A 21,955-nucleotide genomic window follows, 5' to 3' on the forward strand; every position below is an offset into this window, starting at 1 on the left:
TCCTTCTTGTAAGGCGTATAATAAACGATCATAGAAAATCACAGATCAAGGAAAAGAGATTCTTTTATTACAAAGAAGAAGGCTTTTTTTCAAGGATATATGAGATAAGGCTCGTTTATGGGGTACTGATAAGTCTGATACTCGGCTGTGCGGTGTATGCCTATTTCAGGTTAAGCGGCAGACTGGAAAATATCTTTTCAGATATGGCTGACTATTACGGCTAAATTAATGTATATTTACGGGGCGATGTGGGCATCGCCCCTACACAAAAAATTATTCGATACTATCAAGGGGACGCCTTCTCTTACAAGGCGTCCCCTCTTCAAAAACAGTTCACCGGACTGTTTTTGAATTCACTCCTTGCGATGCGCCTTACGTATTTTGGGCTCTGCCCAAACCTGCCAGAGACTCTGCCTCTGGACTCCGCCAAAGGAACACAGTCCCTTTGGAATCCCTTTCATACGTTCAATCACTTTTTTCAGAAAGGTAATTATATGGATCACTTCAAGCTATGCTCAAACTACGCTCCCGCAGGCGACCAGCCCCAGGCTATCGACAAGCTGGTAAACGGTATACAGTCAGGCAAAAAGGAGCAGATACTTCTTGGTGTTACAGGTTCGGGAAAGACCTTCACCATGGCGAACGTTATTGCCCGTGTGAACAAGCCGACCCTTGTACTCGCTCACAACAAGATACTTGCGGCGCAGCTCTGTTCGGAGTTCCGCGAGTTCTTCCCTGAGAATGCCGTGGAGTACTTCGTATCCTACTACGACTACTATCAGCCTGAAGCCTACGTGCCAAGCACGGACAGCTATATCGAAAAGGACTCCTCCATAAATGACGAGATAGACAAGCTCCGCCACTCTGCTACAACTGCACTTGCTGAGCGCAGAGATGTTATCATAGTTGCCAGCGTTTCGTGCATTTACTCTCTCGGAAGTCCTGAGGAATATCGCTCCATGTGCGTTTCCATACGTCAGGGAGCAGAAAAGCCCCGTGACCAGCTCATTGAGGAGCTTGTGAAGATACGCTACGAGAGAAACGATATTGCATTTGAGCGTAACAGGTTCAGAGTACGCGGCGATGTTGTGGAGATCTTCCCTGCAATGTCAACAGATACGGCAGTACGTGTTGAATACTTCGGCGACGAGATAGACCGCATATCCGAGGTGAACGTTGTAACAGGGGAGGTCAGGGCGGTAGTCTCTCATGCGGCTATTTTTCCTGCATCTCACTATGTTGTTGGCGATGACAAGCTTGAAGCAGCTCTTACGGAGCTTGACCGCGAACTCGCTGATCGCATAGACTACTTTCAGCAGAACAACAAGCTCATAGAGGCTCAGCGTATCGAGCAGCGCACGCACTACGACATGGAGATGCTCCGTGAAGTGGGCTATTGCAGCGGCGTTGAGAACTACTCCCGTGTACTTGCAGGAAGACCCGCAGGAAGTACTCCGCTGACGCTTATGGATCACTTTCCGAAAGACTTCCTTCTGATAGTTGACGAAAGCCATGTTACTCTGCCACAGGTACGCGCCATGTACGCAGGCGACCGCGCAAGAAAGACCACCCTTGTTGACTACGGTTTCAGACTGCCAAGCGCAATGGACAACCGTCCGCTGAACTTTGACGAGTTCAACGAGCATATCCATCAGGCGATATACGTCAGTGCAACTCCGGGGCAGATAGAGCGCGAAAAGACGGATACTATCGTTGAGCAGGTTATACGTCCTACGGGACTTGTTGACCCAGAGATAATCGTGAAGCCCACACTTGGACAGGTGGACGACCTTCTCTCGGAGATCAATGAGCGCGTTGAGCGTCATGAGCGAGTACTGGTGACTACTCTTACAAAGAAAATGGCTGAAGATCTTACTTCATACTATGAGAAGCTGGGCGTAAAGTTGCGGTATCTGCACCATGATATCGACACGATCGAGCGTATGGAGATAATCAAGGACTTGCGAGAGGGAGTATTCGATGTGCTTGTGGGAATCAATCTTCTCCGTGAGGGACTTGATATCCCCGAGGTAAGTCTTATCGCTATACTTGACGCAGACAAGGAAGGTTTCCTGAGAAGTGAGACTTCACTGATACAGACAATAGGAAGAGCAGCGAGAAATGCACAGGGACAGGTAATAATGTACGCGGATACGGTAACGGGCTCTATGGAGAGGGCTATTACCGAGACCGAGCGCCGACGTTCATTGCAAATGGCGTTCAACGAGGAGCATGGCATAGTTCCGAAGACAATAATCAAGGAAGTACGCGATGTACTTGAAATAACCTCCAAGAAGAATCTTGAGGAGAAGACGAAAAAGAAGAAAATGACTGCTGCCGAGAAGCAGCGTCTTATAGATAAGCTCACTGTGGAGATGAAAAACGCGGCAAAGCTGCTTGAATTTGAACACGCAGCATATCTCCGCGACAAGATAAAGGAGCTTCAGGAGAAATGATGCTTTGTGCATTTTGGTTTAAATATTTCAGAATTTGGGTGAATATGTCTGTTTTTGCTTATATTAAGCGATTATATACTTAGGGAAAGTATAGCTTGTTACAGATTATCAGCAATTTTTGTAAATATTAGTTATCGAATATGCACATTATGATATATTGAGCCGAAAACTATTGACATTTCATTGTTGAAATGATACAATGTTGTTAATTATAGTACACTGTAAATGTACATGAGAGGGGTAATTTAAAATGAAAAAGTTCACACGCTCTGTTGCAGCGCTTATTTCCGCTGCGGCACTGGCTATGACAGGAGCAGCACCCTGTATCAGCCAGACAACCACACTGATGACAGCAAATGCTGTCGATACCAACAACGACGACTGGCTCCATGCAAAGGGAAGCCGTCTCTATGACATGAACGGCAATGAGGTATGGCTCACAGGTGCAAACTGGTTCGGCTTCAACTGTTCCGAAAACTGTCCGCACTATCTGTGGTCTGCTGATGCTGACGACTGTCTTACTGAGATAGCTGACCGCGGTATCAACGTGATCCGTTTCCCTATCGCTACCGAGCTCATTGTTTCGTGGATGAAAGGCGAGCCAAACAAGGTAAGCAGCTTCTCATGCAACACAGATCCTGCATATAAGATCAATGCAGACTTCTGTCAGGAGGACGGAAAAACTCCTGTTGACAGTATGCAGGTATTCGATATCATGATGAAGAAGTGCAAGGAGCACGGTATCAAGGCATTTATCGACATTCACAGCCCGCATACAGACAATTCGGGTCACAACTACAACCTCTGGTACGGCAAAGCAGGCGTTACTACGGAGGTATGGATAGATTCACTGGTATGGCTCGCTGACAAGTATAAGAACGATGATACTCTCATCGGCTACGACCTCAAGAATGAGCCTCACGGCAAGGGTCAGGAAGGTGAGGCAGCTGCAAAGTGGGACGGTTCAAAGGACGAGAACAACTGGGCTTATGCAGCTACAAAGTGTGCAGAAGCTATCCTCGATGTAAATCCTCATGCTCTTATCCTCGTTGAAGGTGTTGAGCAGTCCATGAGCGGCGCTCAGGAAGGCGACTACTGGGGTATGCCTGACAGAAAGGTAGATTCACCTTATATCGGTGCATGGTGGGGCGGAAACTTCCGCGGCGCAAGAAAGTATCCTATCAAGCCTAAGCAGGGTACTTCGCAGATAGTATACTCACCTCATGACTACGGTCCGTCGGTATTTGCTCAGACATGGTTCGCCAAGGACTTCACAGAGAAGACTCTCCTTGACGACTACTGGTACGAAACATGGGCTTACATAAATGCAGAGGAGATCGGCCCTGAGCTCATCGGCGAGTGGGGCGGTCATATGGAAGGCGACAACCTCAAGTGGATGACACTTCTCCGTGATTATATGATAAAACATCATATCAACCACACCTTCTGGTGCCTCAATACAAACTCAGGTGATACAGGCGGACTCTGGGACAGCCTCGGCTTCACACAGAGTTCGGGAACAACTATCAAGTGGAACGAGCCAAAGTACGAGCTCTTTGAGAAAGCTCTCTGGCAGACCAAGACCAGCGGAAAGTATATCGGTCTCGATCATCAGGTAGCACTCGGCAAGAACGGTATCTCGCTCAATGAGTTCTATTCAAAGTATGCTTCATCTGAGGGAAGCAACCTCGACGGCGGCAAGACTTCAGACGGCAAGCCTATAAATTCGGATACTCCTGCTGAGACAACTTCCACTACTTCAAAGAAGGTCACAACAACAACTACTACTTCAAAGACTACAACGACTTCAAAGACAACTACTACAGTTACTACAACAGTAGATGTCAGTAATAGAGTGTATGGAGATTCTAACTGTGACGGCAAGGTCGATATGGCAGACGTTGTGCTCATCATGCAGTCCCTTGCAAATCCTAATAAATACAGTCTGAACGGAAGCGACGAGAACTGTCTGAAGGAGCAGGGCGTGAAAAATGCCGATGTTGTCGGAAACAATGGTCTTACTACAGAAGATGCTCTTGCTATCCAGCTTTACCTGCTCGGAATACACAAGACACTTCCTATAAAATAAAAATTTGATATAAGTATTTGACTGCGCAGTGCCGTTGGTGCTGCGCAGCAAAAATATATTTTGAGAGGGAAATCAAATGAAAAAACTTTTACGCTCAGTGGCAGCTGTTACTGCTGCCGCAGCACTGACGTTCACAAGTGCTGCTTACTACACATCGTCGGTCAGACCCGATTCGCTCGGAAAAGCAGTTGCTGCCGATGATTGCAACGATGACTGGCTCCACGCAAAGGGAAGCCGCCTTTACGACATGAACGGAAATGAAGTATGGTTGACAGGTGCAAACTGGTTCGGACTCAACTGTACTGAAAACGTTCCTCACGGTCTCTATGCAAGAGATGTGGACGATCTTCTCAAGAGTGTTGCGGATCACGGTATCAACATTATCCGTTTCCCAATTTCTACAGAGCTCCTGCTCTCATGGATGGACGGCTCTCCGCTTCCTGTAAGCTCTGTTCAGGCAAGCTATAACCCTCCAAAGGACGAGGTAGGTGAGGACGGAACTGTTACTCCCGCAGGCAAGTACGGCAATATCAACAGGGAATTCGTTGAGGAAGACGGAAAGACTCTGAAGGACTCGATGGCTATATTCGACGTTATCATGCAGAAGTGCAAGAAGTACGGTATCAAGGCACTTATCGACGTTCACAGCCCTGCTTCACACAATTCGGGTCATAACTATAATCTCTGGTATTACGAGCCGACAGCCGAGGACTGCGACGGTATGGCTACAGGTCACTTCTCAAAGAAGAAGATCACATGGGACGACTGGAAGGATTCTATCACATGGCTTGCAAAGAAATACGCAAATGATGATACTATCCTCGCATACGACCTCAAGAACGAGCCTCACGGCAAGCGCGGCTATAACGGAACAGAATGCCCTGCAAACATGGCTAAGTGGGACGATTCCACAGACAAGAACAACTGGAAGTACTCCTCAGAGGAGTGTGCAAAGTCGATCCTTGCTGTAAATCCTCATGCTCTTATCCTTATCGAAGGTATCGAGCAGTCTCCTATGTTTAACAGGGGCTACACATGGAACGATACTGACAAGTTCCAGCCTGAGCCGGGTGAGGAGAAGTGGTATGGCGCATGGTGGGGCGGAAACCTCAGAGGCGTAAGGGATCTTCCTGTTCTTCCCGAATCAGGTCAGATAGTATACTCTCCTCATGATTACGGCCCGTCAGTATTTGCGCAGACATGGTTCAAAAAGGACTTCACAACACAGACTCTCCTTGACGACTATTGGACCGAAACATGGGCTTACATCAACAAAGAAAATATCGCACCTCTCCTCATCGGTGAGTGGGGCGGTCATATGGACAAGGGCAAGAACCAGAAGTGGATGGAGCTTATCCGTGATTATATGATAGACAATCATATCAACCATACATTCTGGTGTCTCAATCCTAACTCAGGCGATACAGGCGGACTTCTCGATCCTACATTCATGAACTGGGACGATAATAAGTACTCGCTCTTTGAGGAGTCGCTGTGGCAGACAGATGCAGGAAAGTACATAGGTCTCGATCATCAGGTAGCTCTTGGAGACAACGGTCTCTCACTCAACGGCTTTTACAGCTCAGGTGCTAAGAGCAACCTCGACGGCGGCAAGGCAGGCGGCGGTGAGCCTGTTATAGTTGACAAGACTACAACAACTACCACAAAGCCTGTTACAACAACTTCGACCACAAGCAAGCAGACAACAACTGCCACACCTAAGGTAACAACTACTACATCAGAGCCTGTTGGCGAGATCGTCTGGGGCGACGCTAACTGCGACAGCAATGTAGATATGTCTGACGTTGTAATCATCATGCAGAGCCTTGCTAATCCTAATAAATACGGCTTGAACGGCACTGAAAAGTCTCATATCACAGCACAGGGACTTTTAAACGGTGACGTTGACAAACAGTCAGTGGGAATCACAGCAGGAGATTCTCTCCGTATACAGGAGTATCTGCTCCATAAGGTAGAAACGCTTGTTCCTGGAACATCTAAGTAAGAGCTGAAGCGATCTTTTATCTCGGTCATTCATAAAAAACTAAGCCTGTATTGTGAGAGCATCACAGTACAGGCTTTCCGTTTGCAAAAAATACAAAGCGGCAGCTCCTTTATTTTGGAGTTGCCGCTTTGTGTGTTATATAAGAGAATATTATGAAAAAGCATCACTATTTATATAAACGTATCAGCTGAGGATTTTGTGACATAAAAATCAGATTTTTTCTGAAAAATTTTTAGTATGAGAAATTGCGGATCATTCAATGGATATCTTATTGAGAAGCTTACCAGTATCGTCATCAAATACAAAGATATAATCACCACAGGTATCAAATGAATATTTTCCGTTTTTCTTGATTTCAGGAGCTTTCTGCGAATTAAGCTTTTTCCAGTCTTTTACAGAATAAGTTATATACTTTCCATGATAATAAGTCACAACTTTTTCCATATCAGCATATATTATTTGTTCTTTTAAATGAAATAAGTGTTCTGAAACAATATTAGTTGTATCAGCATCTATTATACTAATACAATCATGCATCTTATAGTAATCTTTATCAATTAATCGTGTATGCGAATTTGATGTAATTATAATTCTATTTGACTCTATTTTATTAGAAGTAATTATGAAACCATTCGCCTTACTTTGCTCAAAATAATCTTCTTTTCTTTCGATATTTCCTGATTTCAAGTCATACGTTAGAAAATCAGACAACTGACTATCATTTATAAAATATTTACCATTGCAATAATTACCGCCCCATATCCCCCTAAATTTATAAATGATATCATCTTTTACAATAGATTCAATTTGTATTTCTTTCTTATTATTGCAATAATAGAAATAATACATATCATCTGCTTCAGATACCATTAAATCGCCATTTATTTTTTTCCCGTTATCTAATTTTAATTCAATCGGATCAAGACTGTTTTTGTCGAAAAGATATGTTTCGCCTTCATGGTCGCCTATAGCATATATACGGCCATCTATAATAGCTTTTATGGACATTCTGTGTTTATATCCTCTTTTATCGCCATAAGAATCTGATTCTATTTTTTGATGTACTTTGTTAAGAATACTGCCTTTTTTATCAAGCTTTACGATATAAGGATTAAGGTCATCATTAATATATTCAACAGCATAGATATATTCATCATCGCAATATATTGAATAACAATCTTCTGACTGGTATATTACTTCTACATCATTGTTATTATTCATTTGGCATATTTTATTTCCATCAGTGTATATATAACTGTTATTAACAAAAAATACGTTACCGCTTTCTATATAAAAACTTGCTTTTGGTGGAGATACAAGAGAATAAACAGCAGCAATTACAACGACGATTAAAATAATGATAAACTTGTGAGTATGTTTTTTCATAATACGTATCCTTCTTTAAATTTTTAGTATACTTAAAAGAGAACCGCCGACACTATTGCGCCAGCGGTCATTCTCTTTTCCGAAAGGTGTGTTCATGAGCGGTGGTGTGCGTCACCGCGGGGGGGAGCGTCGGGAGGTATGATCGACGCTTAGTGAGAAACAATGAAGTTGAATTCTTTTTTATTTCCTTTACTGACTATATTATATCTCAGAATGGTAATATTTGCAATAACAGAGCCGTTTCGGTTTGAATACAGTTTGGGTATTAAATGCTTACGGAATGTGTTAAATAGGTTACATATTGTTGACAAGAGTTACTGTAAGAATTTTCTTTGTACTTTTTTGTATTTTCTGCATAATATAATGTAAGCGGCAATATGTGCAACGTCGTCAGGAGGTGGAGCAAAGCTCCCGCGGATAGCTTCCCGACATATGGCGGAGCTCCTGACGGCTGCTTTTGATATAAAAAAGCTGCCGTAAAACTGCGGCAGCTTTTATGTAGTATTTGTGTCAGCCGACGACTGTTACATCAATATCAGCCCATACATTAGGATTTGATACGCTGGTAACAGTGATAGTGCATCTTCCGGGTGATACGCCCTTTACCCAGCCGTAGGAATCACATTTTGCAATAGCGGGGTTGGAGCTCTTCCATATCTCGTTCTGGTTAATAGCGGTTGTAGGCAGCATTGTTACTAAAGCCTGGTCCAGCTCGCCAATAGAAAGGACCATTGAATACTTTGTAAGAATGATACCTGTTACGTCTGAAACGTTAACTTTGATTGATGCATACACATTTGGATTATGTGCGCTGTAAACGGTTATGGTGCATACTCCCGGTGAGATTCCTGTGATAAGACCCTCTTCATCAACTACTGCGATATTCGGATTTGATGATCTCCACAACTCGCCCTTGTAAGGAGATGTAGCAGGGAACATAGTTACGTAAGCCATATCGCTTCCGCCCACAGGAATGGTCGTTTCATATTTTGAAAGACTAATATTCGTAATTGCGTAAGGGTCAGCAACAGCAGAAACGGTTACTTTTATTGATGCATATACTGTAGGAGTATATTTGCTGTAAACGGTTATGGTGCAAACTCCAGGTGAGATACCTGTTATCCAGCCTTCGCTGTTGACTGTTGCTATATTAGCATTAGATGACTGCCATATCTCGCCCTTTTGTGTTGAAGTGGCAGGGAGCATGGTCACATAGGAAATATCATTTCCGCCTACAGGGATATTCACTTCATACTTTGAGAGCTTTATATCGGTTATTTTGTTAGGATCGGTGCCTGTAACTGTGACCTTGATAGATGCATATACTGACGGAGTGTGTTTGCTGTAGACCGTTACAGTACAAACACCCGGTGAGATACCTGTTATCCAGCCTTCGCTGTTGACTGTTGCGATATTAGGATTAGATGACTGCCATATTTCGCCCTTTTGTGTTGAGGTAGCAGGGAGCATATTAACGATAGATATATCGCCGCCGCCTACAGGGACATTGATCTCATATTTTGAAAGTTTGATTTCTGTTATCTTGTTTGGATCGGTAACTGTTACCTTGATATCAGCGTATACATTCGGATTGTCAACGCTTGTAACTCTTATGGTGCAAACGCCCTCGGCAAGAGGAGTTACCCAGCCTTCGTAGTTTACGGTAGCGATCCTTGTATCGGAGCTTGTCCAGCTTTCGTTCTGATTAAGAGCAGTTCTCGGATACATAGTAACGTTTGCTATATCACCGCTGCCGCCTGCTGTAAGTGCCATCGAGGTCTTGTCCAGTTTAATAGAGCTTACCTTGTACGGGTCAACATAATTTGTAGTAGTTGTAGTAGTAAGTGGAGCAGGAGCTAACGTTGTGGAAGTCGTAGTAAGTGGAGCAGGAGCTAACGTTGTGGAAGTCGTAGTAGTAAGTGGAGCAGGAGCTAACGTCGTAGAAGTCGTAGTAGTAAGTGGAGCAGGAGCTAATGTTGTAGTAGTTGTGGTAGTGAGTTTAGCAGTTGTTGTAGTTGAAGTTGTGGCTGATTTTGTAGTAGTTGTCTTAGGAGCGACGGTTGAGGTCACAGGTTTTGTAGTAGTTGTAGTAGTCTTTGCAGTAGAAGTTGTTTGTGTACCTGTAGTTTGTGAAGCCGGGTCCTTGCCTTTCTGCATGAATTCCTTGAGACTCAATGTGCCGTTAGTTGAAAGATAAGCGTAGTAAGCAAGGATATTTGAGGCATCGACCGAATCAATTTTACCGTCTTCGTTTACATCGGCAGCGACTGACTGCAAAGCGGAAAGCCCTGAATCCTTGTCACTTGCTGATTTTGCATATGCTGCCAGTACGGTCGAAGCATCATTTGAATCAATGAAGCCGTCATTGTTCAGGTCGCCGAGCTTTATAGTAAGAACGGACGGCTGTGAAGAAGTTGTGGTGACGACTGTAGTCGATGCGGCAGCTTTTGTGGTAGTTGCTGTTTTTACAGTAGTCGCAGCCTTCGTAGTTGTCGCAGCCTTTGTGGTAGTCGTTGTCTTTGGAGCTGCGGATGTAGTTGTGGTTGCAGCGACCTTGACAGGTATTGCCGAATTTTCGGCGGCTGATGTGTTTACGTCAGAAATGGTTAGCATTTTTTGACCGAGCGCTGCCGAAGCGGTTGAAACAGGGAAAGTTCCTGCACAGATCGCAAAAGACAGCAAAGATGCTAAAATCTTTTTTTTCCTCATTTCTTTCTCCTTCTATTAATAATGTTTTTGCAGTTTAATAAACTGCATAGATATATATTGTTGAGCCTTGCCATTAAATATGGAAGTACAATATACATTATATCACAAGAAGCTTGGTAATGAAATATGATATTTCCAAAGTTACAATTTTATTAACATTTTTTGTCGGTTCTCATAAAAAGAGCTGCCTGTTTAAGGCAGCTCCTGAAAAAAATTACTTTTTATAGGACTCAGGAAGTGAAGGAATGAGTCCGAGAAGCTTTCTCTGAATAGATGATGCATCGGCAGAAGTGATACCGTTGCCGTTTTCACATACATCTCCGTTGACAGTACCCTGTAAAGTGATATGTTTTAAATCAGTGCCGTTCAAACCGTATTTGTTAGGATTTGCAAGGCTCTGCATGATAATAACCGCATCGCTGAGGTCAACGCCGTTATCACAGTTTGCGTCGCCCCATAATGTGACCTCGGGGAGTGAAGGTTCTTCTTCCTCGTAGTAATAGACCTCTACATTGTCTACAGTAATAGCGTCTGACTCGCCGTAATAATAGCCGAATACGATCTTTCCGTCAGGATTTGCGCAGTTTTTCGCAGGTGAATCGCCGACAACTTCATTAGGAAGCACCCACATGATCTCAGCTTTTTTGCCTGCTTCGAGGACAACTGAGTTCACAGGCTCCTGATACCAGTAATCATTAACGACTTTGGTAGTACCCGTACCTGTACCGTAAACGAGCTTCTTGATGTCCTTTTTAGCGGATACATCGAAGCGGATAGCGTATACCTTCATATTTGATTTTATGTCGAGGTCGGAATAATCAACTTCAAGGTTCTTCTTTGAGTCTGATGAAGCGGTGCAGTCGAGAGACTTACCGACAGATGTCTTTGTAGAACCGGTATAAGGTATTGTTTTCGTGATAGTATATGTAAGTACAGCGCTTGTAATGGTAAGCGGATCTTTTTCGGTTATCTCGGTATATTTTGCAGCGTCCTTAGTGCCATACCAGAACTGGAAGCCGATAGAATCTCCTGCGCCTGTGGTCTGATACTTCTGGACATCAGCGGGAACGTCCCAGAGGCATTCGATATACTTTCCGGCGCCTTCGAGTGTTGTACCCTCGCCGATGCTCTTGAGTCCGAATTCAACGCCCTGTTCTTCAAATTCTTCGCGTGATTCCTCGCCCATTTCGTTGTACCAGTAACCTGCCTTGTCCTTGCCCTTGATGATACCTCTCTTGGCGTATTCTGTATCGGCAGGAGAGCCTTCCGCAACGTTGGTTCCGCAGCCGTACATGAATTTGTCAACGTCGAAATCTGATTCCACCACCACGTAAAGGGATTCGATAGTAATATCTTTTGTTTCGGAAATGCCGAAGTCGGAATACTTGAACTTGTGGCTGTTTATGGGATCGTCTTTGTCAGGCTCTACGCCCTTGCCTGCGTAGTAATCCTCATCGTAGCCCACTGTGAGTTTATAGTCGAGTTCGTCGAGCTGTTTTGATACAGTAGAGGATATAGTAGCAGTACCGTCCTTGTTGTCCTTGAAGCTCCATGAACCGCTTTTCTTGTTCTTGGAGGAGAGTGAAGGGCCGTCTGATGATGAGCTGCCGCCTGAGAAGTCAACGCCTGTCAGTGTTACGGAGTTATTTACCATATCTCCCTTTGAGTTGTCCCAGTGAGCCGAATAGTAGCATCTGAACTCGAAGCTTCCGCCTGGCTTGATGCCTGCTTTTTTCAGGTCGATCGTGATCTCGCTTGTAGCTTTGTCCAGTTTGCAGGCTGTACCTTCGACCTTTGAGCCTGCGCCGCCTTCCATCCATTTGCCGCTCTTATCCAGTTCCAGCCAGTAGGGGGAGTCAGCTGTTGAGCAGCCGAAGCCGTAAGAAAAGCTCTGACCCGAATAGCTGGTGCTGAGTTTGAAGGTAACGGAGTCTGCACCGTCTGTAGGGAAAGTGCCCTTGTAAACGGAGTCGACCTTCATGGTCTGGGAAAGACCGACGTTTTCAGCCTGAACGATCATTCCTGAGGGAGTAGCTGCGTTTACGGGAACAGTACAGAGGGGGATCGCTGAAGCTGCCATAGCGAGGCTTACAACAGATGCTTTTACGCGGTTGGTGAGAAGTTGTTTCATTGAGTATCATCCTTTCAAAGTAAAATAAAAAAAATGTGCAAAATGTGTTTGTACACGCACATTATATCACATTTGCAATCGGTGAATGTTACCATTCTGTTAACAACTGGTAAAAAACGGCATAAAAAATTCATATATTGTAAATTATTTGTATATATTTATAAGTGTATAACTTGTAGTATAATAAAAGTTCCGCTGCACTAATTGTACAGCGGAACCCTTGTCAGTTTGTATTTGTAGTTTTTGTGGAAGAAACGTTAGCCGAGGTAGTATAGCCTTCTTTAAGGGCCTTCTTGACATTGACCTTTGGATTTGTAACTTCCCAAACATTGTTGGAGGTGTTGCAGGATATCTTTACATCGTACTGGTACTGGTTCATAGAAACATCAGCGCCGAGGAAATCGACGACAGCCGAGATATCCTTTGCAGTAATGGCATCGAAAGCCTCGCCCTTTGGACCTATGAGCTTTACCACGAGCCTGTCTGTCATGAGAGTATAGTCGTAGTTATCGTTTGGAACATTGAGGAAGCTGATATCATCTTTGGTGAGCACGATCTCCTTTGAATCGAGGTTATCGCTGTTGAGCTTGAAGTTGAACGTTGAGATATCGGAGATATTCACAACATTGCTTGCAGAGAGCAGAGCGTTCAGGTCGTAGTCCTGAGAATAGCCGATATCGAGAGAGCTGAGAGCGACCTTGAATTCAAGAGGATCGGTGAGATTTGTATCGGAGGTCTTTGCCGCGATAGTTACTGTATCGGGAGTTACGGTGTAGTCCAGACAGCTTGTGTCGAAATTGGACGGAGCTCCCATTATCAGCGGTTTAAGGTGTACTGTCTTCAGAGTGAGTACAGGTACATATATGCTGACTATCGAGGAATTCTCAATCTTGATATGAGATTTTTCCGAAAGATCGACAGTTGTACCGTCCTCATACAGGAGCTCGTATTTTTCGCTTGTGAAATTTTTGGTGGAATTGATAACCTCTGATTTTTCACATACAGCGTAGCATTTGTCGATCTTTGCGAGCTGTGAAGACGGACCGTATACTGATACCACAGCAGGAGTACAGGTGACCTCTGAATCGCTCAGCATAGTGCCGTCGGCAGAGGTGATATTGGGATATTTTGCTTCAAGTGTGAACTCCTTGCGCGAGAACTGGTCGAGCTCGACAGTAACAGTTGAAGGGTGAACGACGACATTTGACATAGTAACACCGTTTGGCCCCTCTATTCTGATACTGAAAGGTCTTTTGCCGGCGGTGGTCACGTTGTCGAAGTCCACATACGCCTTGATAGTTGCGTTATTGAGCTGACTTGAGGCAGTTCTGCTGCAATCAAAGCTGACGCTGACATGGTCTGTGCTCTTGAATATAGGCGACAGTCCGTTATCTGCGGCAGATGTACCGATAGTATCGAAGGATATGGGAATATCCGTAACGGTCTTTGATACGAAGGGATAAATGGTCATCGCAATAATAAGCCAGCTTGCAATAGCGCAAATAAATGCGATGACGAGGAGCATGAGGTTTGTTTTAGCCTCTTTGATATTGCGTTTTACAATTTTTTTAAGAAAGATCACTTTTTCTCCTCCCCTTCAGATACTGAAGAAAGGGACTTTCTTCTTCCGATGGCAATTTCGGTCCTGTCGTTGAAGATCTTGTCTTCGAGCAGGGCTTTAAGCCTGTCGTGAGTATAATCGCGGGTGAGTTCGCCGTTTAGAGCCACGGAGATCTGACCTGTTTCTTCTGATACGACGATAACGATCGCATCTGAATTCTCGCTCATACCGATAGCAGCTCTGTGGCGTGAGCCGAGCTTCTTATTGATGAATGCGTCCTTTTGCGGCTTAGGCAGGAAACAGGCTGCTGCAAGGATGATACCGTCACGCATAATGACCGCACCGTCGTGCAGGGGAGTTTTAGGGTAGAATATATTACCGAATATCTCCTTGCTGGGTCTTGCGTTGAGCAGAGTACCTGTTTCGATCTGTTCGCCCAGTCGAACCTGACGTTCCACAACTATCAGAGCGCCCGTACAGGTGGCGGAAAGCTCCACGCAGGAATCACAGATCGACTCAATAGCGGGCTTCCACAGCTGCATGAGTTCGTCGGAATTCTGACCGAGACCGAAAAGCCGTATACCGAATTTGGTACGGCCGGCTTTTTCGAGAGCGCGTCTGAGCTCAGGCTGGAACAGGACTATCATGGCGAGGACTCCCATGCCGAGAGCCTTGCCGAGTATGTAATTTATAACATTGAGACCGATCGCACCACTTATGAAATAGCCGGCAACAAGGAAAAAGATGCCCTTGACGAGCTGACCGGCGCGGGTCTCGCGGATAAGTTTCAGAATTAAATATATTACATAAGTCAGGATAAAAACATCAATTATGTCGATTAACTCGAAAGTACTTATGACGCTGAGAAATGCGTTGAAAACATTCTCTATATCCTGGATACTGAATTTTGACATTAATGCACCCCCTCGGGGAAAACTTACACATATTATTTTTATATATCTGTTTATGTATGAGGACGTTTGTCCTCGAAGCTGACTGCGCAATACCTGCATATACTATTGTACCACAAATTCAGATAATTTCAATAGTATTTTAAGAATTTTGTAAATTTTTCAATGTCTTAACAAAAGATACAAATTTTTTTACTTCAGCCTCGGTATTGAAAACCGAGGGCGCAAAGCGCACTGTGCCGCCTTTAGTGCCGAGGGTAGCGTGTGCGAGGGCAGCGCAATGATAGCCTGCCCTCAGACAGAAGCCCTGTTCTGCCAGTCTTGAAGCAGCTTCCTCGGAGCTCATATCAGATATATTGAAAGAGACTATGGGTGCGTATTCAGCCGCGCTGTCGCGGTAAACGGTCACGCCGCCCATATTTTCCAGCTCTGAAGCCAGATAGCTGCAAAGCTTGTTCTCGTGCATTCTTATCCTGTTCATACCGTAGGAACTGACAAAGCGTATGCCTGCGCCGAGAGTTACAGCGCCGATAATATTTGGAGTGCCGCTTTCGAGACTGTCGGGGAGCAGTGACGGCTGGATCAGGCGAAGGGAATCGCTGCCTGTACCGCCCTGTATAATGGGCTTTATGGGATATGTGCCGTCTGTGACGAGCAGTCCTGTACCTGTGATGCCGTAAAGCCCCTTGTGACCCGCTGTGCAGAGGATATTTATACCGTCAGAAAGCTTTATATCATATATGCCGCAGGTCTGTGCGCCGTCTGCAATGAAGCAGATACCGCTGCTGCGGCACAGCTCTCCGATCTCACGGTATGGGAGGAGCTGACCTGTGACATTGCTGGCGAGGGTACAGACTATGGCGCGTGTATCGCTGCGGATAAGCCGTCGGAAGCTCTCCACGGTGCGTTCGTGTTCTGTAAATACCTCGGCAATAGAGAGCGAGATCTGTTTTTTCTCCGCAAGTGCAAAAGCGGGACGGGAAACCGAGTTGTGCTCCATGCTGCTTATTATCAGGTGACCGCCGTTGGACATAACGCCTTGTATAGCCATGTTCAGAGCGTAAGTGCAGTTGAGTGTGAAGATGGTGTTTTCGGGTTCTGCGCCGAAAAAGGCAGCGGCAGTTTCACGGGCGGAGTAAAGCGCCTCAGATGTCCGCATGGCGAGTTCGTGACCGCCTCTGCCTGCATTGCCGCCGAAATGCATTATCGCATCGGCAGCGGCTTTGCGAACGGCAGGCGGTTTCGGGAAGGTAGTTGCCGCATTGTCAAAGTTTATCATTATCCTCACCTCCGCCGATCCTCAGCGAAAAGGGAACATTGTAGCTTTTGAGCAGTTCTGCTGCGGCGCGGCAGTTTGTCTCGGGAATGAGCGAATAGCCGCAGCTGCGTTCGGAGCTTCTTACGCGCCGTTCAATACTGCACGGATAGCCGCGTGTACGCAGCAGGCGCTGAGCTTTTACAGCATAAGTGTATGACGGCATATCAAAAATGCATTTTTCCAGAAGTATCACCCCTTGCTGCTGTATATTGCGCAGTTCAGCAGTATCTGCGGTACACTATATTATATGATGCCGAAAGCGGAAATGACAATAGAGGGGGTGTGATTGTTAAAAATTAAAAATATAGAAAAACTGTTGACAATTTGCGAGACCGGTGATATAATATAGAAAATTAAACTGTTGACGCGGAGATAAAGTTAATTATGCTTCTACAGAGAGCCCACGGTGCTGAGAGTTGGGTGAAAAACAGGTTAGCAAATGGACCGCTGAGGGTGCAGTCAAATGAGTACATCGGAAATACAGCTTTGTATAAGGGTGTAAATTATGTTTGCTCAAAGTATTCTGCAACGTTAAGATGTGCGTTAATCATCAGGGGTATGATAGTATCCTGTAAAGTGCATGGCGTTTATGTCATGAATCAAGGTGGTACCGCGGATAAGTATATTCGTCCTTGACAGTTCAATTCTGAATTGTCAGGGACTTTTTTATTTGCCTGACAGTTCATCGGAGGTGCTTTTAATGAATTTTTTACCGGAATTCGATAAGGTCTGCGAGATCACAAAAAGCGGAAAGTACGACATTCTTCCTGTAAGCTGTGAGATATTGTCGGATATATGCACACCTATCGAAGCAATGACTGCATTAAAGAACGTATCAACACACTGCTATATGCTGGAATCAGTTGCTGAAAATGAAAAGTGGGGACGCTATACCTTCCTCGGATTTGATCCTAAAACCAAGATAACCGCCAGCGGCAGTCAGCTCATAGTGGGCGACGTTGAGATGACATCAGATGACCCGTCAGTACAGATAAGACAGATACTCTCAAACTACAGGAGCCCTAAATTCGACTATCTCCCTTCATTTACAGGCGGACTTGTGGGTTACTTCTCATATGATTTTCTTGCTTATACAGAGAAGTCGCTCCGTATAGATGTCAGCGATTCCGAGAACTTCAAGGACGTTGACCTGATGCTCTTCGATAAGGTGATCGCTTTCGACAATTTCCGCCAGAAGATCATACTCATTGCGAATATGAGACTCTCTGAGGGCGAATCGGGCTATAACAAGGCAAAGATGGAACTTCAACAGATGGCTGAGCTTCTCAGGAACGGTATCCGTAAGAAGGAGCCCTCGGGTCATCTCAAGAGCGAGGTCACAGCACTGTTCAGCAAGGAGCAGTACTGCGATATGGTGGAGAAGGCAAAGAAGCATATCCGCGAGGGAGATATCTTCCAGATAGTCCTCTCGAACCGCTTATGTGCAGATTTTGAGGGAAGCCTGCTGAATACCTACCGCGTACTCAGAACCATAAATCCTTCGCCATATATGTTCTATTTTTCGGGCACAGATGTGGAGATCGCAGGTGCTTCGCCTGAAACTCTCGTAAAACTTGAAAACGGTGTGCTCCATACCTTCCCTCTGGCAGGTACCCGTCCGAGAGGAAAGACGGAGGCTGAGGACAAGGAGCTTGAAGAAGGACTTCTCCGCGACGAGAAGGAGCTTGCAGAGCACAATATGCTGGTAGACCTCGGCAGAAACGACCTCGGCAAGATAAGCAGGTTCGGCAGCGTACAGGTGGAGAAGCTCCACAGCATCGAGCGCTATTCCCATGTTATGCACATCGGCTCAACAGTCCGCGGCGAGATACGCGAGGAGTTCGACGGACTTGACGCTGTAAGCGCAGTACTTCCCGCAGGAACACTTTCAGGTGCTCCAAAGATCAGAGCCTGCCAGCTCATTGCAGAGCTTGAGAACAACAAGCGCGGAATTTACGGCGGCGCTATCGGCTACATCGACTTCACGGGAAACCTTGATACCTGTATTGCGATCCGTATCGCCTACAAGAAGAACGGCAAGGTATTCGTAAGAAGCGGTGCAGGCATCGTTGCGGATTCAGTTCCCGAAAAAGAATATCAGGAGTGTATAAACAAGGCTGCGGCTGTAGTGAATGCACTTAAACTTGCAGGGGAGGAAGAATTATGATACTTCTCATTGATAACTACGACAGTTTTTCGTATAATCTCTACCAGCTCGTCGGTGAGCTTTGTCCCGATATCAAGGTCATAAGAAATGATGAGATGACCGTTGAGGAGATCGAGAAGCTTGCTCCCGACAAGATAATCATTTCTCCGGGACCGGGCAGACCCGAGGACGCAGGCATAATAATAGAAGCTGCAAGGACAGTATGCAGGAAGATACCTACTCTCGGAGTATGTCTCGGACATCAGGCTATATGCGCAGCTTACGGCGCAACAGTTACTTATGCAAAGGAGCTTATGCACGGCAAGCAGTCCGTAATAAGCTTTATGAACAACAGCCTGATATTCAAGGATATCGACGAGGGAGCTCCCGTTGCGAGATATCATTCTCTTGCAGCCGACGCAAGTACGCTTCCCGATTGTTTCGAGGTAACAGCTCTTGCAGATGACGGCGAGGTAATGGCTGTTCAGCATAAGGAGTTCCCGATATACGGAGTGCAGTTCCACCCTGAGTCGATAATGACTCCTGACGGAAGGACTATGCTGAAGAACTTCATAGACCTCTGATGATATCATGGGCATGAAATTGGAAAAGGTCGTCCCGTGGGGGAGAAATATCGGCGAGTACAGGTCGATGTTCCTCCTTGATGACGACGATATGAAAAAGAAGATAGCAGGATTCGGCGACGGTCCTGCAAGCTTCAACTGTCAGGCGACGGCAGAGGGTGCGGATATTACTTCATTCGACCCGATATACTGCTTTTCGGCGCAGCAGCTCAGAAGCCGCATAAACGAGGTAAGAGATATTATCATACCTCAGATGAAGGAAAACTCCGATAACTATGTATGGGACAGGATAAAAAGCGTTCGGGAGCTTGAAGATATAAGAATGTCGGCAATGGATATGTTCCTTGACGACTTTGAGCAGGGAAAAGCCGAGGGCAGATATATCTGCCATGAGCTTCCCGACAGACTGCCTTATGAGGACGGCACGTTCGATATCGGGCTCAGTTCACATTTTCTGCTGATGTACGATCAGCTTGGGTACGATTTCCACATAGCAGCGCTCAGTGAGATGCTGAGAGTGTGCAAAGAGGTGAGGATATTCCCACTGGGGGATCTTGACGGCAGAGAATTACATCTTGTGGAACAGGTGATCGAGCATTTTCACCGCGTTTTTAAGGTAGAGATCCTCAAAACAGGGTATCGTTTCCAGAGAAACGCGGATAGTATGATGAAGATTCGGAGGACGGCGTAAAAGCTCCCGACAGAGTAGAAGCCGTTATAAAAAATGTCCGTGAAAAGGCACTGGAATACGGTGCATCTCCCGATATCGCGGAAACAGTATACAGGAACATGATATCGGGCTTTATAAATACGGAGTTAAAAGAGTACAGAAAATAATCAGGAGGTAATTATCATGATAAAAGAAGCCATCGTAAAGATAGTAAATAAGGAAGACCTCACATACGATGAGGCATACAAGGTAATATCGGAGATAATGGCAGGAGAGACTACTCCCACACAGAATGCGGCTTTTCTTGCAGCTCTCTCCACAAAGAGCACGAAGGCTGAGACTATCGACGAGATAACAGGCTGTGCAGCTGCAATGCGTGACGCAGCTACAAAGTTCGAGCACAACATGGATCTCCTTGAGATCGTCGGAACAGGCGGAGACAATGCTCACAGCTTCAATATCTCCACAACTTCCGCATTCGTTATCGCAGCATCGGGCATCAAGGTATCAAAGCACGGCAACCGTGCAGCTTCATCACTTTCTGGAACTGCCGACTGTCTTGAAGCGCTCGGCGGCAATATCAACCTTGAACCCGAGAAGTGCAGACAGCTTCTTGAAAGCGTAGGCTTCTGTTTCTTCTTCGCGCAGAAGTATCACACTTCCATGAAGTACGTAGGACCTATCCGCAAGGAGCTTGGATTCCGTACAGTATTCAATATTCTCGGACCTCTCACAAATCCGGCTTGCCCGAATCACCATCTCCTCGGCGTATATGACAGCGTACTTCTCGAACCTGTTGCAGAAGTTCTCATGAAGCTGGGTTCAAAGAACGGTATGGTCGTATTCGGCAAGGATAAGCTTGACGAGATCTCACTGAGTGCTCCGACAGCTGTATGCGAGTACAAGGACGGCTGGATGAAGAACTATGAGATCACACCTGAGCAGTTCGGCTTCGAGCGCTGCACAAAGGACGACCTCAAGGGCGGTACTCCCGAGGAGAACGCAGCTATCACACGCGGTATTCTCGACGGCAGCATAAAGGGACACAAGCGCAATGCAGTCCTCCTTAATGCAGGTGCTGCAATTTATATCGGCGGCAAGGCTGAGAGCATGGCTGATGGTGTTAAGAAGGCAGCAGAGCTTATCGACAACGGTTCAGCTCTTGCAGCTCTTGACAAGTTCATTGCAGAGTCACAGAACTGAGGTGCGGCATGACAATTCTCGATCAGCTTGCTGACCACGCACGCGAGCGTGTGGCTGCGGCTAAGAAAAAGCTTTCCGCAGATGACGTAAAAAAAATGGCACTTGAGCTTCCGAAGGGACAGTTCGAGTTTGAAAAGGCGCTGAAAAAGGACGATATCGCTTTTATATGCGAGTGCAAGAAGGCTTCTCCGTCAAAGGGCATAATCGCCGATGAGTTTCCTTATCTTGATATCGCAAAGGAGTACGAAGCAGCAGGTGCGGACTGTATATCAGTCCTCACCGAGCCGAAGTGGTTTCTCGGAAGTGACGAATACCTCCGCGAGATAGCATCAAACGTGAGTATCCCATGTATCCGCAAGGACTTCACAGTAGACGAGTACATGATATACGAGGCAAAGCTTCTGGGAGCAAAGGCTGTGCTGCTCATATGCTCCATACTCTCACAGCAGCAGATAAGCGAATACATCGAAATTTGTGATGAACTTGGCATATCTGCTCTCGTCGAAGCTCACGACGAAGCAGAGCTTCGCGCGGCTGTTGCTGCCGGTTCACGCATCATAGGAGTAAACAACCGCAATCTGAAGGACTTCTCAGTTGACACGGGCAACAGCCGCCGTCTTCGGGAGATTGCTCCCGAAGATGTGAGCTTCGTTTCCGAGAGCGGCGTAAAGTCGGCAGAGGATATAAGACTTCTCCGCGAATCGGGAGTAAATGCCGTGCTTATTGGTGAAACTCTCATGAGGGCAGCTGACAAGAAGGCAAAGCTTGCAGAGCTGAAAGGATAAT

17 protein-coding genes are annotated in these 21,955 nt (G+C 45.8%); 10 read left to right on the forward strand and 7 right to left on the reverse strand.

Annotated features, from left to right (window positions below):
• The 4 genes from K6G33_RS03235 to K6G33_RS03250 form a co-directional block, all read left to right on the forward strand.
• Nucleotides 1-224 (forward strand): hypothetical protein (locus tag K6G33_RS03235; RefSeq protein WP_296776227.1); only part of this gene is annotated, 224 nt, incomplete at its 5' end.
• Nucleotides 225-494: 270 nt separating this feature from the next.
• On the forward strand, nt 495-2,456 hold the full coding sequence (gene uvrB, locus K6G33_RS03240; RefSeq protein ID WP_296776228.1) for an excinuclease ABC subunit UvrB: 1,962 nt from the start codon (nt 495-497) through the stop codon (nt 2,454-2,456).
• Nucleotides 2,457-2,760: 304 nt separating this feature from the next.
• Entirely contained in the window at nt 2,761-4,545 is a 1,785-nt protein-coding gene (locus K6G33_RS03245) for a cellulase family glycosylhydrolase (protein WP_296776271.1), read from the forward strand.
• A gap of 76 nt (nt 4,546-4,621) precedes the next feature.
• Nucleotides 4,622-6,550, forward strand: a complete 1,929-nt coding sequence (locus tag K6G33_RS03250; RefSeq protein ID WP_296776230.1) for a cellulase family glycosylhydrolase — start codon at nt 4,622-4,624, stop codon at nt 6,548-6,550.
• A gap of 252 nt (nt 6,551-6,802) precedes the next feature.
• On the opposite strand, the gene K6G33_RS03255 is transcribed toward K6G33_RS03250, so the two are convergent.
• The 7 genes from K6G33_RS03255 to K6G33_RS03285 form a co-directional block, all read right to left on the reverse strand.
• The gene (locus K6G33_RS03255) at nt 6,803-7,936 is read right to left on the reverse strand and encodes a hypothetical protein (RefSeq protein WP_296776232.1); all 1,134 of its coding nucleotides are present in this window, start codon (nt 7,934-7,936) and stop codon (nt 6,803-6,805) included.
• Nucleotides 7,937-8,446: 510 nt separating this feature from the next.
• Nucleotides 8,447-10,645, reverse strand: a complete 2,199-nt coding sequence (locus tag K6G33_RS03260) for an Ig-like domain-containing protein (RefSeq protein WP_296776234.1) — start codon at nt 10,643-10,645, stop codon at nt 8,447-8,449.
• 214 nt (nt 10,646-10,859) lie between these two features.
• A complete protein-coding gene (locus tag K6G33_RS03265) occupies nt 10,860-12,776 on the reverse strand; it encodes a DUF5620 domain-containing protein (protein ID WP_296776236.1) in 1,917 nt (638 codons plus the stop codon).
• Between the two features lie 223 nt (nt 12,777-12,999).
• Nucleotides 13,000-14,358: a hypothetical protein gene (locus K6G33_RS03270; RefSeq protein ID WP_296776238.1), complete on the reverse strand. Its 1,359-nt coding sequence runs from the start codon at nt 14,356-14,358 to the stop codon at nt 13,000-13,002.
• A complete protein-coding gene (cdaA, locus tag K6G33_RS03275) occupies nt 14,355-15,251 on the reverse strand; it encodes a diadenylate cyclase CdaA (protein ID WP_296776241.1) in 897 nt (298 codons plus the stop codon). The genes K6G33_RS03270 and cdaA overlap by 4 nt, the downstream gene beginning before the upstream one ends.
• Nucleotides 15,252-15,390: 139 nt before the next feature.
• Nucleotides 15,391-16,527: an aminotransferase class V-fold PLP-dependent enzyme gene (locus K6G33_RS03280; protein ID WP_296776243.1), complete on the reverse strand. Its 1,137-nt coding sequence runs from the start codon at nt 16,525-16,527 to the stop codon at nt 15,391-15,393.
• Nucleotides 16,514-16,759, reverse strand: coding sequence for a putative Se/S carrier-like protein (locus tag K6G33_RS03285; protein ID WP_367270456.1), 246 nt, complete (start codon nt 16,757-16,759; stop codon nt 16,514-16,516). Before K6G33_RS03285 ends, K6G33_RS03280 begins: the two co-directional genes overlap by 14 nt.
• A gap of 507 nt (nt 16,760-17,266) precedes the next feature.
• Here K6G33_RS03285 and trpE point away from each other — a divergent pair.
• Genes trpE through trpC form a run of 6 tightly spaced genes read left to right on the forward strand, consistent with a single transcriptional unit; the run spans nt 17,267 to nt 21,954 of the window.
• Nucleotides 17,267-18,733 (forward strand): anthranilate synthase component I, encoded by a 1,467-nt coding sequence (trpE, locus tag K6G33_RS03290; protein ID WP_296776247.1) that lies wholly within the window; start codon nt 17,267-17,269, stop codon nt 18,731-18,733.
• Nucleotides 18,730-19,296 carry an aminodeoxychorismate/anthranilate synthase component II gene (locus K6G33_RS03295; protein ID WP_296776249.1) on the forward strand — a complete coding sequence of 189 codons (567 nt, stop codon included), beginning with the start codon at nt 18,730-18,732 and terminating at the stop codon, nt 19,294-19,296. Before trpE ends, K6G33_RS03295 begins: the two co-directional genes overlap by 4 nt.
• Nucleotides 19,297-19,303: 7 nt before the next feature.
• The gene (locus K6G33_RS03300; protein WP_296776252.1) at nt 19,304-19,987 is read left to right on the forward strand and encodes an SAM-dependent methyltransferase; all 684 of its coding nucleotides are present in this window, start codon (nt 19,304-19,306) and stop codon (nt 19,985-19,987) included.
• Nucleotides 19,988-20,037: 50 nt separating this feature from the next.
• A complete protein-coding gene (locus K6G33_RS03305) occupies nt 20,038-20,133 on the forward strand; it encodes a hypothetical protein (RefSeq protein ID WP_296776272.1) in 96 nt (31 codons plus the stop codon).
• Between the two features lie 16 nt (nt 20,134-20,149).
• On the forward strand, nt 20,150-21,169 hold the full coding sequence (gene trpD, locus K6G33_RS03310; RefSeq protein ID WP_296776253.1) for an anthranilate phosphoribosyltransferase: 1,020 nt from the start codon (nt 20,150-20,152) through the stop codon (nt 21,167-21,169).
• 8 nt (nt 21,170-21,177) lie between these two features.
• A complete protein-coding gene (gene trpC, locus K6G33_RS03315) occupies nt 21,178-21,954 on the forward strand; it encodes an indole-3-glycerol phosphate synthase TrpC (protein ID WP_296776256.1) in 777 nt (258 codons plus the stop codon).
• Nucleotide 21,955 lies beyond the last annotated feature (1 nt).

The organism is Ruminococcus sp. (genome assembly GCF_024691275.1).
In the GTDB taxonomy this organism is placed as follows: Bacteria; Bacillota; Clostridia; order Oscillospirales; family Ruminococcaceae; genus Ruminococcus.